This window comes from Streptomyces endophyticus (assembly GCF_035798155.1).
GTDB classification, from domain to species: Bacteria; Actinomycetota; Actinomycetes; order Streptomycetales; family Streptomycetaceae; genus Streptomyces; species Streptomyces endophyticus.
This window is the reverse complement of the sequence record NZ_JAOZYC010000135.1, coordinates 14,071-27,392: the sequence shown is the minus strand read 5'-3', so window position 1 is coordinate 27,392 and position 13,322 is coordinate 14,071. Positions and strand designations below refer to the sequence as shown.

Annotated in this window: 13 protein-coding genes; 9 read left to right on the top strand and 4 right to left on the bottom strand. The window is 70.9% G+C overall.

The features are described from left to right. Positions 1 to 109: 109 nt before the first annotated feature. The 5 genes from OKJ99_RS23835 to OKJ99_RS23815 all read left to right on the top strand — a co-directional run bounded on the left by OKJ99_RS23835 (position 110) and on the right by OKJ99_RS23815 (position 5,686). On the top strand, positions 110 to 997 hold the full coding sequence (locus OKJ99_RS23835) for a GntR family transcriptional regulator (RefSeq protein WP_326019462.1): 888 nt from the start codon (positions 110 to 112) through the stop codon (positions 995 to 997). Continuing rightward, on the top strand, positions 946 to 1,782 hold the full coding sequence (locus OKJ99_RS23830) for an HAD family hydrolase (RefSeq protein ID WP_407700753.1): 837 nt from the start codon (positions 946 to 948) through the stop codon (positions 1,780 to 1,782). The genes OKJ99_RS23835 and OKJ99_RS23830 overlap by 52 nt, the downstream gene beginning before the upstream one ends. A 101-nt stretch (positions 1,783 to 1,883) precedes the next feature. Next, positions 1,884 to 2,765 (top strand): winged helix-turn-helix domain-containing protein, encoded by an 882-nt coding sequence (locus OKJ99_RS23825; RefSeq protein WP_326019407.1) that lies wholly within the window; start codon positions 1,884 to 1,886, stop codon positions 2,763 to 2,765. A 150-nt stretch (positions 2,766 to 2,915) separates the two neighbouring features. Then, entirely contained in the window at positions 2,916 to 5,057 is a 2,142-nt protein-coding gene (locus tag OKJ99_RS23820) for an aminoglycoside phosphotransferase family protein (protein WP_326019406.1), read from the top strand. Continuing rightward, a complete protein-coding gene (locus tag OKJ99_RS23815) occupies positions 5,054 to 5,686 on the top strand; it encodes a TetR/AcrR family transcriptional regulator (RefSeq protein ID WP_326019405.1) in 633 nt (210 codons plus the stop codon). The genes OKJ99_RS23820 and OKJ99_RS23815 overlap by 4 nt, the downstream gene beginning before the upstream one ends. An 83-nt stretch (positions 5,687 to 5,769) precedes the next feature. On the opposite strand, the gene OKJ99_RS23810 is transcribed toward OKJ99_RS23815, so the two are convergent. Then, positions 5,770 to 6,261 carry a MarR family winged helix-turn-helix transcriptional regulator gene (locus tag OKJ99_RS23810; protein ID WP_326019404.1) on the bottom strand — a complete coding sequence of 164 codons (492 nt, stop codon included), beginning with the start codon at positions 6,259 to 6,261 and terminating at the stop codon, positions 5,770 to 5,772. Positions 6,262 to 6,379: 118 nt separating this feature from the next. On the opposite strand from OKJ99_RS23810, the gene OKJ99_RS23805 reads away from it, so the two are divergent. The 4 genes from OKJ99_RS23805 to OKJ99_RS23790 all read left to right on the top strand — a co-directional run bounded on the left by OKJ99_RS23805 (position 6,380) and on the right by OKJ99_RS23790 (position 9,481). Beyond that, the gene (locus OKJ99_RS23805; protein ID WP_326019403.1) at positions 6,380 to 7,864 is read left to right on the top strand and encodes an MFS transporter; all 1,485 of its coding nucleotides are present in this window, start codon (positions 6,380 to 6,382) and stop codon (positions 7,862 to 7,864) included. Between the two features lie 79 nt (positions 7,865 to 7,943). Next, positions 7,944 to 8,393 carry a helix-turn-helix domain-containing protein gene (locus OKJ99_RS23800; protein ID WP_326019402.1) on the top strand — a complete coding sequence of 150 codons (450 nt, stop codon included), beginning with the start codon at positions 7,944 to 7,946 and terminating at the stop codon, positions 8,391 to 8,393. Positions 8,394 to 8,415: 22 nt separating this feature from the next. Continuing rightward, a complete protein-coding gene (locus OKJ99_RS23795) occupies positions 8,416 to 9,033 on the top strand; it encodes a hypothetical protein (RefSeq protein WP_326019401.1) in 618 nt (205 codons plus the stop codon). A 109-nt stretch (positions 9,034 to 9,142) separates the two neighbouring features. Continuing rightward, positions 9,143 to 9,481, top strand: coding sequence for a DUF2516 family protein (locus tag OKJ99_RS23790; RefSeq protein ID WP_326019461.1), 339 nt, complete (start codon positions 9,143 to 9,145; stop codon positions 9,479 to 9,481). A 33-nt stretch (positions 9,482 to 9,514) separates the two neighbouring features. On the opposite strand, the gene OKJ99_RS23785 is transcribed toward OKJ99_RS23790, so the two are convergent. From OKJ99_RS23785 to OKJ99_RS23775, 3 genes are all read right to left on the bottom strand, one after another. Beyond that, a complete protein-coding gene (locus tag OKJ99_RS23785) occupies positions 9,515 to 10,900 on the bottom strand; it encodes a PP2C family protein-serine/threonine phosphatase (protein ID WP_326019400.1) in 1,386 nt (461 codons plus the stop codon). 287 nt (positions 10,901 to 11,187) lie between these two features. Further along, positions 11,188 to 12,249, bottom strand: a complete 1,062-nt coding sequence (locus tag OKJ99_RS23780; protein WP_326019399.1) for a C40 family peptidase — start codon at positions 12,247 to 12,249, stop codon at positions 11,188 to 11,190. A 172-nt stretch (positions 12,250 to 12,421) separates the two neighbouring features. After that, entirely contained in the window at positions 12,422 to 13,231 is an 810-nt protein-coding gene (locus tag OKJ99_RS23775; RefSeq protein WP_326019398.1) for a class I SAM-dependent methyltransferase, read from the bottom strand. Positions 13,232 to 13,322: the final 91 nt, after the last annotated feature.

Here is a 13,322-nt window from a genome sequence, read left to right as displayed (position 1 = left end):
AGTTGTCCCCACTTGGTCGTGGTATATAAACAGGAGGACGACAACTCTCACCAAATACAGGCGAGTTGTAGCGTTTGGTCGGTACCCAGGGGAGCAGGGCGTGGCGGACATGGCAGACGCGACACTGAACGGCAGGAGAAGGCTCACGGCCCAGGAGATCGCCGACCAACTCCGCGAGCGCATCAGGGAGGGCGCCCTGAGGCCGGGCGACCAACTGCCCACGCAGGCCACGCTCGCCGATGAGTTCGGCGTCGAGCGCGGCACGGTCCGTCAGGCGCTGCAACTCCTGGAGACGGACGGCCTGCTGAGCAAGCGCAGCAAGGGCAGCCCGCCACGCATCGCCCCGGGCACCGCCGCCCGCGACGAGCCGCAGCCCTCCATGGTCGCCCTCGCCCCCCGCCTGGTGGAGGCCTTCCACGCCCCGCACGTCCGTATCGACGCGGTCTGCATGACCTCAGAGACCCTGATGCTGGCGCTCGGCGAGCCGCTGCGCCACATCCACGAGGGCCGCATCCGCCCCGAGTCCCTCGACGTACGCATCCTGCTGCCCAGCCGCGACATCGACCTCGCCTTCCCGGTGCCGGTCCCCGACGACAGCGACGGAACCGACCACTCCGAGGGCGTCGCGGTGCACGACCGCTGGCTGGCGCAGCGCAACGCGCAGGGCCAGGTGCTGCGCCACAACCTGCGCTCCCTGCGCTCCTCGCACGACATCGACGTACGGGTGACCTTCCGCGCCCTCCCCTTCACCCCGCCGGTCAAGCTCTATCTGCTGAACCAGTCCGAGGCGCTCCTCTCGTACTACATGGTCACGCGGCGCGAGGAGGAGATCGACAACGACACCAAGCTGGAGATGTTCTCGGCCTCCGGGACGCAGGCCCTGCTCTTCTCCTTCGAGGAGCGGGCGGGCCACCGCGACCGGACCTTCGTGGAGGAGTCGCAGAAGTGGTTCGACGCCCTCTGGGAAACCATCACCTCCGACCTGACACTCTCCTAGTGACTTCAGAGACAACGAAGCAGACTGTTCCGGTGGCAGACGAGACCGAATCAAGTCGGGAAACGACCGAACAGGGCGACGCGCGCGAGGCGGGCACCCTCGCCGAGCTGATCGCTGGCGCCCGCCATGTCCTCTTCGACTTCGACGGACCGATCTGCCGGCTGTTCGCGGGACGGCCGGCGGCGGGGATCGCGCGGCAGCAGGTGGAGTGGCTGGACGCGCAAGGTCTCGGCGACGTGCTCACGGACGAGGAGCGCCAGGACGAGGACCCGCACGCCGCGCTGCGCCGCCTCGGGCGGGCACGGCCGGACAGCGATCTGGTCCTGGAGATGGAGAGCCGGCTCACCGCGCAGGAGCTGCGCGCCGTCGGTACGGCCTGGCCCACGGAACACGTGGACCCGCTGATCCGCACCTGGAAGGCGACCGGCGTCCGCCTCGCCATCACCACCAACAACTCGGCCGAGGCGGCCCGCCGCTACATCGCGAGCCGCGGCCTGTCCGACTGCTTCGAACCGCACATCTACGGCCGCACCGAGAACCTGGCCCTCCTCAAACCGGACCCGTACTGCCTCAACCGCGCCATGTCGGCGATGGGGGCCGCGCCCGGGGCCACGCTGATGATCGGCGACGCCGTGACGGACCTGGTGGCGGCGCGGGAAGCGGGCGTCGCGTTTCTGGGCTACGCGCGTCATCCCCGCAAGGAGGCCGCCCTGCGGGAGGCGGGGGCCCGCCAGGTGACCGCGACCCTGGAGCCGATCATCGACTTTCTGCGGGACCACTGCTGACCTGCGGTTCCCTCACCCTCTGCTGCAAGCCGGGTGGAGTTGGCAGCCAACTGCCGTAGAGTTGTACGGACTTGGTTGGGGGGCGAGGGGAGAGCGTCGTAGTGAACGAGAGCACCGGCAGTGCCCCCAGACCCACCGCCGAAGGGATCGCCGACACCCTGCGGACGCGGATCCTCGGCGGAGATCTCAAACCCGGCGAGCGCCTCCCGACCCAGGCCTCGCTCGCCCGGGAGTTCGGAGTGGAACGGGGCACGGTCCGCAACGCGCTCCAACTCCTGCGCTCGGACGGCCTGTTGGCCAATCCGGGCAAGGGCAGCCCACCCACGGTGTCCCGGCCGAAACAACAGTCCTTGGCGGGCGCCCAGATGGCCAGAAGCATCCTGGGCCCACGACTGGTAGCGGCGTTCGAGGCGCCGCACGTGTACGTGGACGTGGCGAGCCTGACCGGAGAGACGCTGGTGACGGCCCTGGGAGAGCCGCTGGCGAAGGTGTACGAGGGACGGCTGCGGCCCGAGTCGGTGCAGGTGCGAATGGTGGTACCGAGGCCGGGCGGGACCGTCGACTACCCGGCTCCCGCCGCTGGTTGGGGCGCCGACGACAAACTCGACAGGGCGGTCAAGCAGCGCGGACTCATCCAGTGGGCCTCGCAGCGCATGGTGCTGGACAACGCCTTCAAGGGCCTGCGCGACCACGGCATCGACGCGAGCTTCGAGTTCCGCTTCGTCTCCGGAGTGCCGACCCGGAAGGTGTATCTCCTGAACCGGCAGGAGGCGCTGGTCGGGCACTACATCCCGGGGCGGTTCGAGCGGGAGATCGACGACTACGAGGGCGCGGACAAGGTGGAGCTCGTGGACGTGGAGGGCTTCAAGACCGAGATGTTCCCCTTCGCGCGCTCCAACGGCCGGGACCAGGCCGCCTTCGTGGACGGGGAGCAGGCGATGTTCGACGGCTTGTGGGAGCACGTCGCGCGGCGTCAAGACTGAACCGAGTCGTTCGCGTTCGAGCCCTTTACCCCCGTGCGTGTTCCTTTACACCCCGAATCCAGCCACTCCGGTCACTCCGGTCGTGAGGAGTGCGCGCGCGCACTACTGTGTGCCCGTTACGGCCCGTTGCATGATCTTCAGGAGCGGCCTGTGGGCGCTGTGGATGCCTGGTGCCACGTCGTGGAGCGTGCGGAGCACGACGGCGTTGCGGTCGGCGGTCAGCACAACATCAACCATGTGGTGCGACTGACCGCCGAGGAGGCACACGCTCTCGACCGCCCGAAGGATGAGCGGGTGGTGGTCCGTCGGCGCAGGGCGGGCGTGCCCCCCGTGGTGATCAGGACCTGGGACGACGAGCCGGAGATCCTCGCGGCGCTACGGGGCGGGGGCCGACCCGTACCGGAGTGTCTGGCCCGGTTCGACGACGTGGCCGTCCACAGCTACATGGAGGGCACACCTCTCTCGCGCACGTCCGGGGACGGCGAGTGGTCGAACGAGCGGCTGATCGGCGCCTTCGCCGAGGCGCTCACGGACTTGGCCCGGGTGCCCGAGCAATCCCTGCCGGCCCGCCCCGGATGCTGGCCGAAGGACGGGGACAGCCGCGGTTTCCTGAGGACGCTGCTGAACCGGGCCGAGGAGCAGATCCGGCGGGTCAACTGGCCGGCGTACGGCGGGCTCCTCGCTTCGCTGGGAGTTCCGGAGGACGCCCTGCGTCTGTACCGGAGCCGGGCGCCCAAGATGACGCCCCGCCCCTTCCAGCTCCTCCACGGCGACCTGCACAGGGGAAACGTGATCGTCCCGCCCGGCGGCCGGCTCCGGTTGACGTTGGTGGACTGGGAGTTGGCGACGTACGGGGACCCGCTGCACGACCTGGCCGTGCATCTGGTGCGCATGGGCTACACCCCCGACCAGCGGGGCCGGGCGATCGACCAGTGGCACAAAGCGATGTGGAATGTGCGGACCGAAGCGGTCGAAGGGCTCGACACCGACCTGGGGCACTACATCGATTTCGAGCGCGCGCAGTCCGTGTTCCCGGACGTGATCAGGGCGGCCGTCTCTCTCGACGAGCAGTGCGGGCAGAGCGACCTGGAAGCGGCGGCCACCGAGGTCCACCGGGCGCTGGAGGTGGCCTCGGGGCCGCTGAGGCTGCGCAATGTGCTGACGCCGTCCGCGATCGAGCCGCTGCTCTACCGGTGGCGGGCGGCCAGGAGGGGGCGCGATCGCGGCGAGGCCTTCTCGGCGTCGATCCACTGGGAGCGGGACGAGGGGCTGGACCTGCCCGCCGACTTCGGCCCCGACCAGGTCGAACAGGCCCTGTGGGCCGAGAGGGTGGCCCCCGCGCGACACGTCTTCAAGGGGACGGCCCATCTGGGAACGTTCGTGGAGGTGCGGGGCTTCGGGCGCGTCATGGTCCGCCGCAAGGTGGGCACGGCCAACCCCATCGAGCCCAGGGTCCTGGACGAGCACAAGGTGCTCCGGGCGATCGAGAAATCGGACGCCAGGGCCAGCGCGCCGAGGGTGCTGGCGCTGGGCACGAGCGACTTGGGCGACCGGTTCACCATCCAGTCGTACGCGGGTCATCACCGCGACCGCGGTGGACCGCAGCATCCGGAGCACGGGCTGCTGCCCGGTGAAGTGATCGACCTGGCAGACCAGCTGTGCCAACTCGCCTCCACCGGGATCGAGGTGAAGCTACAGGACATGGACGGCCTCGGCTTCTACCCATGGCTGTGCCGTCAACTGGCCTTCCTGGTACGAGAGCTGTCGCCGTGCGCGAAGCAACAGGCGGCCTTCCTCGGCCTCCCGGACGAGCGCGAGTTGGAGGACCGCTTGCTGCGCCATGTGGTGCACGGGCGTCGTTACGGGCTGCTGCACGGCGACCTGAACCCCTGGAACCTGGTCCGGCGCGAGGGCAGGACGGGCCTCACTCTGATCGACTGGGAGATGGCCATGGTCGGGGACCCGCTGTACGACCTCGTACGGCACATCCATCTGACGCCGACGACCCGAGAGGTCCGGGGTCGGATGTATGCCCGCTGGTCGCAGGGGATGCCGGAGGAGTTCACCCACGGCTGGGCGGGCGACATCCCCGTCTACCAGGGCCTCGAAGTGGTCCGCTCCGCCTATGTGGACCTGGAGCGCGTGGTCACCCGCTCCGGCCTGGACGCGCCGAACGTTCGGCGGGCCGTGGGTTCGTACACGACGACGCTCCGCAAGGCCCTGGCCTGGCTGGAGGCGGCCCCGCAGCGGCCACGGCCGGCCCGGGTCCCGGCCCGTACGCTCGGGACATGAGCAGCACCGACCCCGCCCCCGGGCTCCGTGAACGCAAGAAGCAGCGCACTCGGCAGACCCTCTCCGAGACCGCCGTCCGCCTCTTCATGGAGAAGGGGTACGACAACGTGTCCGTCGCCGAGATCGCGGCCGCGGCCGAGGTGTCGAAGCCGACGCTGTTCCGGTACTTCGCGTCCAAAGAGGACCTGGTGCTGCACCAGTTCGCGGACCACGAGGACGAGGCCGCGCGGGTCGTCGCGGGGCGGGGCGAGGGGGAGGCGCCGCTCGAGGCGCTGCGGCGGCACTTTCTGGAGGGGCTGCGGCGGCGGGATCCGGTGACCGGGCTGTGCGATCACCCGGCGGTGCTTGCGTACCAGCGGCTGCTGTACGGGACTCCGCAGCTGGTCGCGCGTCTCTACGGGTACCAAGGGCGGTCCGAGCGGGCGCTCGCGGAGGCGCTCGGCGGGTCCGAGGTGCGGGCGCGGATCGCGGCCGGGCAGATCGTGTCCACGCAGCGGATCCTCGCCGATGAGAACGTACGGCGGATCGTGGCGGGCGAGTCCGCCGACGAGCTGGAGGAGGCGGCCCTGCGCACCGCCGAGCTGGGGTTCCAGCAGCTGGGGGAGGGCATCGGGCGCTGGTACGGGTGACCGGTGAGTGACCGGTGAGTGACCGGTGAGTGGCCGGGTGACCAGGTGGCGCGGCCCCACGCTCCGGCCCGCTCCCCTCCCCGCTACCCCCGCTGCCGCGCCCTCCGCGCCCCCGCCGGGCTGGGAGCGGGAGCGCTCAGGTGGCCCTCGGCGAGGTGGGTCAGCAGGCGCAGGAATGTCTCCCGGTCGCCCGGCGGGAACGCCGCCAGGGCCTCCTCGTGGACCCGGTCCACGATCTCCTGGCTGCGCTCGGCCGTGCGCGCACCCTCTTCCGTGACGGCGATGACCCGCGCCCGCCGATCTGTGCTGGAGGGCCGCCGCTCCGCGAGCCCCGCCGTCTCCAGGGCGTCGACCGTGACGACCATCGTCGTCTTGTCCATGTCGCCGATCTCCGCGAGCTGGTTCTGCGTGCGCTCCTCCTCCAGCGCGTGCACGAGCACGCAGTGCATCCGCGCCGTCAGCCCGATCTCGGCGAGCGCGGCGGCCATCTGGCTGCGCAGCACATGGCTCGTGTGGTCCAGAAGGTACGAGAGGTCGGGCCTGGTCCGGGTGGGGGCGGGCGTCATGGCGGTCATGGGCTCAGGGTAGCCGATAAGTCGTTCCGAAGAATATCGTCTGCAACGAAACTATCTGCTACGGTCGTTCCATCGACGCCACCCGGCAGGGGTGGCGGACCGACCGAAGGGCACCGCCATGTCCGCAATGCCCGCCCCACCCGTACTGCCTGCAGGGGACCCCACCCGCTCCCGCTGGCTCGCCCTCGGTGTCATCGCCGCCGGCACCCTGATGATCATCCTCGACGGATCGATCGTCACCGTCGCGATGCCGGCCATCCAGGAAGACCTCAACTTCACGTCCAGTGGCCTGAGTTGGGTCGTGAACGCCTATCTCATCGCCTTCGGAAGCCTGTTGCTGCTGGCCGGGCGGCTCGGCGATCTGCTCGGCCGCAAGCGGATGTTCCTCGCCGGCACCGGCGTGTTCACCGCCGCATCGCTCCTCGCGGGGCTCGCCACCACCCCCGCCGTCCTGCTCGCGGCACGATTCCTCCAGGGCGTAGGGAGTGCGATGGCCGCCGCCGTCGGGCTCGGGATCCTCGTCACGCTCTTCACCGACCCGCGCGAACGGGCCCGCGCCATAGGCGTGTTCAGCTTCACCGGCGCCGCGGGCGCCTCGATCGGGCAGGTCCTGGGCGGCGTACTCACCGACGCCCTCGACTGGCACTGGATCTTCTACATCAACCTGCCCATAGGCGCCGCCGTCCTCGCCCTCGCCGTCACGGCCCTGCCGGGCGACCGCGGCGTCGGGCTGCGCGCCGGAGCCGACGCGTGGGGTGCGCTGCTGATCACGGCGGGGCTGATGCTCGGGATCTACGGCGTCGTCAACATCGAGTCCTACGGGGTGGGTTCGTGGCGGGCGGCCGGGATGGTCGTGGCGGGGCTCGTCCTCGTCGCCGCGTTCGTCGTGCGCCAGGCGCGGGCCCGTACGCCCCTCATGCCGCTGCGCATCCTGCGCTCGCGCGCCGTCGTCGGCGCCAACGTCACGCAGATCCTCACCCTCGCCGCGATGTTCGCCTTCCAGGTGCTCGCCGCGCTCTACATGCAGCAGGTCCTCGGCTACGGGGCCCTGGAGACCGGCCTCGCGATGCTGCCGGCCGCCGTGCTGATCGGCGCGGTCTCGCTCGGTGTCTCGGCCCGGCTGGCCGCGCGGTTCGGGGAGCGGCGGGTGCTGCTCGCCGGGCTCGTCCTGCTTGCCGGTGCTCTCGGGTATCTCGCCCGGGTGCCTGTGCGGGGGGAGTACGTCGCCGATCTGCTGCCCGTGATGCTGCTGGTGTCCGGTGGCGGGCTCGTGCTGCCCGCGCTCGCCGGTCTGGGGATGTCCGCGGCGGGCGAGGAGGACGCGGGTCTTGCCTCCGGCCTGTTCAACACCACCCAGCAGATCGGCATGGCGCTCGGTGTCGCCGTGCTGTCGACCTTGTCCGCCGCGCGCGCCGACTCCCTGGTCGTGAGCGGGAGTTCGCGTGCCGCCGCGCTGACCGGCGGCTACCGGCTCGCGTTCGCCGTCGGGGCCGCACTGATCGGGGCCGCGTTCCTGGTCGCACTGCTCCTGCCGCGGCGACCGACGGCACCCGCTCCCGGGGCCGACCGCGCGGCATCGGCCGCTCCCGTGACGGCGCCCTGATCCGGACCGCCGCGTGGCGCGGAACACTTTTGCAAGCAGGCGCTTGCAAAAGTTAGCGAGAGTGCGGCACCATCGGGGCATGGCATCGCTCAACGTCGGAAGTCTCGGCGAATATCTGCGCGAGCAGCGTCGCAACGCGCAGTTGTCGCTCCGTCAGCTCGCCGACGCCGCCGGGGTGTCCAACCCGTACCTGAGTCAGATCGAGCGCGGGCTGCGCAAGCCGAGCGCGGAGGTTCTGCAGCAGGTCGCAAAGGCGCTGCGGATCTCCGCGGAGACGTTGTACGTGCACGCCGGCATTCTCGACGCCGAGCGGGAGCGGACCGAGGTGGAGACGCGCGCCGTCATCCTCGCCGACCCCTCGCTCAACGAGCGTCAGAAGCAGGTGCTGTTGCAGATCTACGAAGCCTTCAGGCACGAGAACGGCGACGGAACCGGCGACGGAGCCGGAGACGGAACCGGCGGCAGTGACGGCGAGCCCGACAGCGGTGTGCCAGACAGTGGCGATGCCGAGCCCTCAAGCAGCAGTTGATGTGATCCGGGAGGACCACGCCATGGCCATCAAGGACGACCTGCGCAAGACCCTCACCGACCCGACCCCGCTCTACTTCGCCGCCGGCACCGCCGAGCTGGCGTACCAGCAGGCCAAGAAGGTGCCGGGGATCGTCGAGCAGCTGCGGAGCGAGGCGCCCGCCCGCTTCGACTCCGTGCGCCAGACCGACCCCAAGGACGTGCAGGAGAAGGCGACCACCCGCGCCAAGGAGGCGCAGGCCACCGTCACGGCGAAGGTGAACGAGCTGGTCGCGACCCTCGACACCGACCTGAAGAAGTTCGGCGAGAGCGCCCAGGAGTTCGCGCTGCGCGGCGTGGGCTTCGCCGCCGAGGCCGCCGTCAAGGCGCGCGAGACGTACGAGAAGGTCGCCGAGCACGGCGAGGAGGCCGTGAAGCACTGGCGCGGCGAGGCCGCCGAGGAGATCAGCGAGCTCGCCGAGTCCGTCGAGCCCGACCCCGAGCCGGCCGCCGAGTCGAAGCCGGAGGCCAAGGAGACGTCGGCCGCCGACGCGGACAAGTCGGGCCCCGCCAAGAAGCCCGCCGCCAAGAAGACCCCCGCGAAGAAGACGGCCCCCGCGGCCAAGAAGACCGGGTCCGGCTCCACGCCGACCGCCAAGTAGCGCCTACGCCGACGGGCCGGGCACTTGTGGAGTGTCCGGCCCGTTGTACGGGTACCGTGGCCGTGGTCGGAAGGTTCCGTAAGTCGATTCTGGTGGTGGCGTTGTGCTGATGCAGGGTTTCGCCAATGTGATGTGGCTGCTGAGCATGGCGTTGATCATTTTCAGCGGCTTCGCGCTCGTCGACGCCGCCATCCGGCGCGAGGACGCCTACCGCGCGGCCGACAAGAAGACCAAGCCGTTCTGGCTGATCATCCTCGGGATCGTGTTCGTCGTGAACCTGCTGTTCCCGATCCTGTCGTTCCTGCCGATCATCGGGCTCATCGCGACCATCGTGTACATGGTGGACGTGCGGCCCGCCGTCCGGCAGATCAGCGGTGGCGGCGGGGGCCGCAAGGGCCGCGGCTCCAGCAGCGACGGCCCGTACGGTCCGTACAACGGCGGCCGCTGACCGACCCGCTCGGGCCCGGTTCCCCGCACCGGTTCACCGGTCGAGCAGCAGGACCGCCACGTCGTCCGTCAGATCGCCCCCGTTGAGATCGCGCACCTCGTTCATCGCGGCCTCGAGCAGCCCCTCGCCGGTCAGGCCCTGCGCCCGCTGGCGGCGGATCATCTCCACCATCCCCTCCTGGCCGAGCCGCTGCCTGCCCTGGCCGATCCGGCCCTCGATCAGGCCGTCCGTGTAGAGCATCAGGCTCCACGAGGGGCCCAACTCGACCTGCATGCGCGGCCACCGGGCCTTCGGCAGCAGACCGAGTGCCGGGCCGTTGTTCTCGTAGGGGAGCAGGACCGCGGGGCGTCCGGGGGTCGCTATCAGCGGTGCCGGGTGGCCCGCCAGGCACAGGCCCGCGCGCCGGCCGTCCGGAGAGATGTCGACCGTGCACAGCGTCGCGAAGATCTCGTCGTCCGAGCGCTCGTGCTCCAGGACCTGCTGGAGCGTGGACAGCAGCTCGTCCCCGCACAGCCCCGCGAACGTCAACGCCCGCCAGGCGATCCGCAGTTCGACACCCAGCGCCGCCTCGTCGGGGCCGTGTCCGCAGACGTCGCCGATCATCGCGTGGACCGTGCCGTCGGGCGTGCGCACCGTGTCGTAGAAGTCGCCGCCGAGCAGCGCCCGCGAGCGGCCCGGGCGGTAGCGGGCGGCGAAGCGCAGCGTCGAACCGTCGAGCAGCGGGGTCGGCAGCAGGCCGCGCTCCAGGCGGGCGTTCTCCTGCGCGCGGATCCGGGACTCGGCGAGCCCCTGCTGCGCGATGTCGGCGCGCTTGCGCTCGACCGCGTAACGGATGGCCCGGCCGAGCAGCCGGGAGTCCAGCTCGTCGCGGAACAGATAGTCCTGCGCGCCCACGCGGACCGCCTCCGCGCCGCGCTCGGCGTCGCCCGACGTGGTCAGGGCGAGCACGGCCCGGCGCGGGGCCAGGCGCAGCAGGTGCCGCAGCGTCCGCAGCTCGTCGTGGTGCTCCGGCTCCGCCCTGTCCGGCTTCGCGCCGGGCAGCGCGAGGTCCAGCAGGACACAGCTGACGTCGTCGGTGAGCAGCCGCTCGGCCTCGGTGAGGTTGCGCGCGGTGCGCACGCGGATCGGCTTGCCCGCGGCGTCGGGCACCTCGGGGATGCTGAGGGAGCCCGCCGGGTCGTCCTCTATGACCAGGATCGTCAGGCCGGTGGCGTCACGGTCGGCGGGTGCCGGCTCGTGAGCGGCGTCCTCTGCCGGCTCCTGGGCGCGCTCGGCGCTCTGTATGTCGTGCGGGTCGGGACGGTCGGTGGTCTGCCGCTCGTCCCGCGGGTCGTACGTGTCGGTCGTGGTGTGCGCGTCCTGAGCCTGACCACCTTCCACGGCCGGGATCGCTCTCTGCCGCGGTACGGGTACGGGCATCGCTTCGGTTCCTTCCCTCCCCCCGAGGGCACGGTGGGACGAAGGTCCTCGGCCCACCGACCGGGACCCTAGCGGTAGCCGAGGTCCGAACGGAATGGTGAGCTGCGAGGGGCCACCGTCATATGCCGTCCCCCGCACCGGAATTGAGTGGGTTCCGTCCCTGGTCGGGCGGGCCGAAGATGACGAACGTCACGCCGGGGTGCCGGAACCGCGGTGTCCCGCGTGCCGTAGGTCACGTGGGACACGTCACCCATCTGGGCCCATATCCGGAATCTGCCACCCGGGCCTCAGGCGTCGGGCCTGACCACTCCGAGCATCGCCATGGAACCCGCGCCCGCGACCGTCACATTCCGCCCCGGACGGGGCGCGTGGATGATCGCCCCCTTGCCTATGTACATCCCGACATGGCTGGCGTCGTCGTGGTAAATGATCAGGTCGCCCGGGCGCATGTCCTTGATGTCGATGTGCTTCAGCTGCTTCCACTGCTCCTGCGACGTGCGCGGAATCGGCTGCTTCGCCGACGCCCACGCCTGCGAGGTCAGCCCCGAGCAGTCGAACGACTTCGGGCCCTCGGCGCCCCACACGTACGGCTTGCCCAGCTGCTCGGAGGCGTAGCGCACGGCCTTCTTGCCGGCCGCCGACGCCTTGCCGTCGATCTCCTTCAGGACGCCGGAGGAGAGCCATTCCGTCTGCGCCTTCTGCTCGGCCGCCTCCTCCAGCTGCCGCAGCTGCTCGCGCTCCTTCTTGGCGAGCTTGTCCTCGATCTTGCGCGCCGCCTTGATCTGCTTCTCGATCCGCTCCTTCGCGGCGGCCTTCTTCTTGCGCCCCGCGTCCAGCGCCTTCCACTTGGCGGAGGCGGCGTCCGCGTACCCCTCCAGGGCGTCCTGGGTCCTGACGAGGCGGGACATCAGGTTCCGCGTGGCCTGCTGCCCCTGGTAGGCGCGGCCCGCGTTGTCGAGGAAGCGGCTCGGGTCGCCGGCGAGCATGAACTGGGTCTCCTGGGAGATCCCGCCGGTGCGGTACTGCTCGCGGGCCGCCGCGCCCGCCCGGCCCTTGAGGCTGTCGAGCTCCTGGTGGCCCGCGGCGATCTTCCGGGCCAGCTTCACGATCTGGTCGGACTGGTCGGCGGCCTTCTCCTCCGCCGCGTTGTACGCGTCGGTGGCGACCGCCGCCTGGTGGTACAGCTTGTCGATCTTCTTCCGGATCGACTCAAGGTCCTTGACCCCGGGTGAACTTGACGGCGATGGGGAGGGGGACGGCTCCGCGTACGCCAGCCCCGTCGGCGCCAGTACGGTCACGGCGCATACGAGCGCCAGGGCCGCCACCGTCGTCGTGCTCCGCTTGTTCATCTGCTCCGCCCCCACAGCCGAGACAAACCTGATGGACCGTCAGTAAGTCGAGCGCTTCGGGGATGGTGCCATGCGCGCCCCGAATCCGACAGACCTCGACGCGGTGTGGCAACTGCCCCGGACCGTTCGACGAACGAGGCGCCGAGATCGTTCCCTCGGATCCCGCCGCGTCTCAGCCGCCCGTCGAAACCCGCCGCGGCGCCAACGCCCCCCACGCCACGGTCACTTCGCCCTGCCGCCAGCGCCCCGGCCCGTCCACCACCGGCCAGTCCGCCGAGAGCTCCCGCACCGCCCGGATCCAGCGCTGCCGCGCGCCGTACGAGGCGTAGGGCGCGGCCGACGCCCACGCCCGGTCGAAATCGCGCAGGAAGGCGTGCACCGGCTCGCCCGGGACATTGCGGTGGATCAACGCCTTGGGGAGGCGTTCGGCCAGGTCGGACGGGGTGTCCAGCGAGCCGAGCCGGGTCGCGAACGTCACGGTGCGCGGGCCTTCGGGGCCGAGCGCCACCCAGACGTGCCGGCGCCCGATCTCGTCGCAGGTGCCCTCCACGAGGAGGCCGTCCGGCGCGAGCCGCGCGCACAGCCGCTCCCACACCCCGGCGACCTGCTCCTCGTCGTACTGGCGCAGCACGTTCGCGGCGCGGATCAGGAGGGGCGCGCTCTCCAGGGGCAGCTCGAAGCCGCCGTGCCGGAACTCCAGACCCTCCCGCTCGTACGGCTTCGCGGCGGCGACCCGCGCCGGTTCGATCTCGATGCCCACCACGCGCGCGTGCGGCGCGGCCCCGCGCAGCCGGGTCAGCAGCTCCACCGCGGTCCAGGGCGCCGCGCCATAGCCGAGGTCGACCGCCACCGGGTCGTCGGCGCGGCGCAGCGCGGCGCCGTGCACGGCCGCGATCCAGCGGTCCATGCGGCGCAGCCGATTCGGGTTGGTGGTGCCTCGCGTCACGGTTCCCACGGGGCGGGAGGACGGGCGCGGGCTCATGGGTAAGAGGGTATGCGCTGCGCCGGACACGACTTTGGTTGAGACCCGTACGGTAATGATTCGGCAAAGTGGAAATGGAGCAGCCGACTCC

What these genes read in the sequence shown, in the direction of transcription:
- OKJ99_RS23835 (WP_326019462.1), top strand. Translation starts at nt 110, where the DNA reads ATGGCAGACGCGACACTGAACGGCAGGAGAAGGCTCACGGCCCAGGAG.
- OKJ99_RS23815 (WP_326019405.1), top strand. Translation starts at nt 5,054, where the DNA reads ATGAGCAGCACCGACCCCGCCCCCGGGCTCCGTGAACGCAAGAAGCAG.
- OKJ99_RS23810 (WP_326019404.1), bottom strand. Translation starts at nt 6,261, where the DNA reads ATGACCGCCATGACGCCCGCCCCCACCCGGACCAGGCCCGACCTCTCG.
- OKJ99_RS23805 (WP_326019403.1), top strand. Translation starts at nt 6,380, where the DNA reads ATGTCCGCAATGCCCGCCCCACCCGTACTGCCTGCAGGGGACCCCACC.
- OKJ99_RS23800 (WP_326019402.1), top strand. Translation starts at nt 7,944, where the DNA reads ATGGCATCGCTCAACGTCGGAAGTCTCGGCGAATATCTGCGCGAGCAG.
- OKJ99_RS23795 (WP_326019401.1), top strand. Translation starts at nt 8,416, where the DNA reads ATGGCCATCAAGGACGACCTGCGCAAGACCCTCACCGACCCGACCCCG.
- OKJ99_RS23790 (WP_326019461.1), top strand. Translation starts at nt 9,143, where the DNA reads ATGCAGGGTTTCGCCAATGTGATGTGGCTGCTGAGCATGGCGTTGATC.
- OKJ99_RS23785 (WP_326019400.1), bottom strand. Translation starts at nt 10,900, where the DNA reads ATGCCCGTACCCGTACCGCGGCAGAGAGCGATCCCGGCCGTGGAAGGT.
- OKJ99_RS23780 (WP_326019399.1), bottom strand. Translation starts at nt 12,249, where the DNA reads ATGAACAAGCGGAGCACGACGACGGTGGCGGCCCTGGCGCTCGTATGC.
- OKJ99_RS23775 (WP_326019398.1), bottom strand. Translation starts at nt 13,231, where the DNA reads ATGAGCCCGCGCCCGTCCTCCCGCCCCGTGGGAACCGTGACGCGAGGC.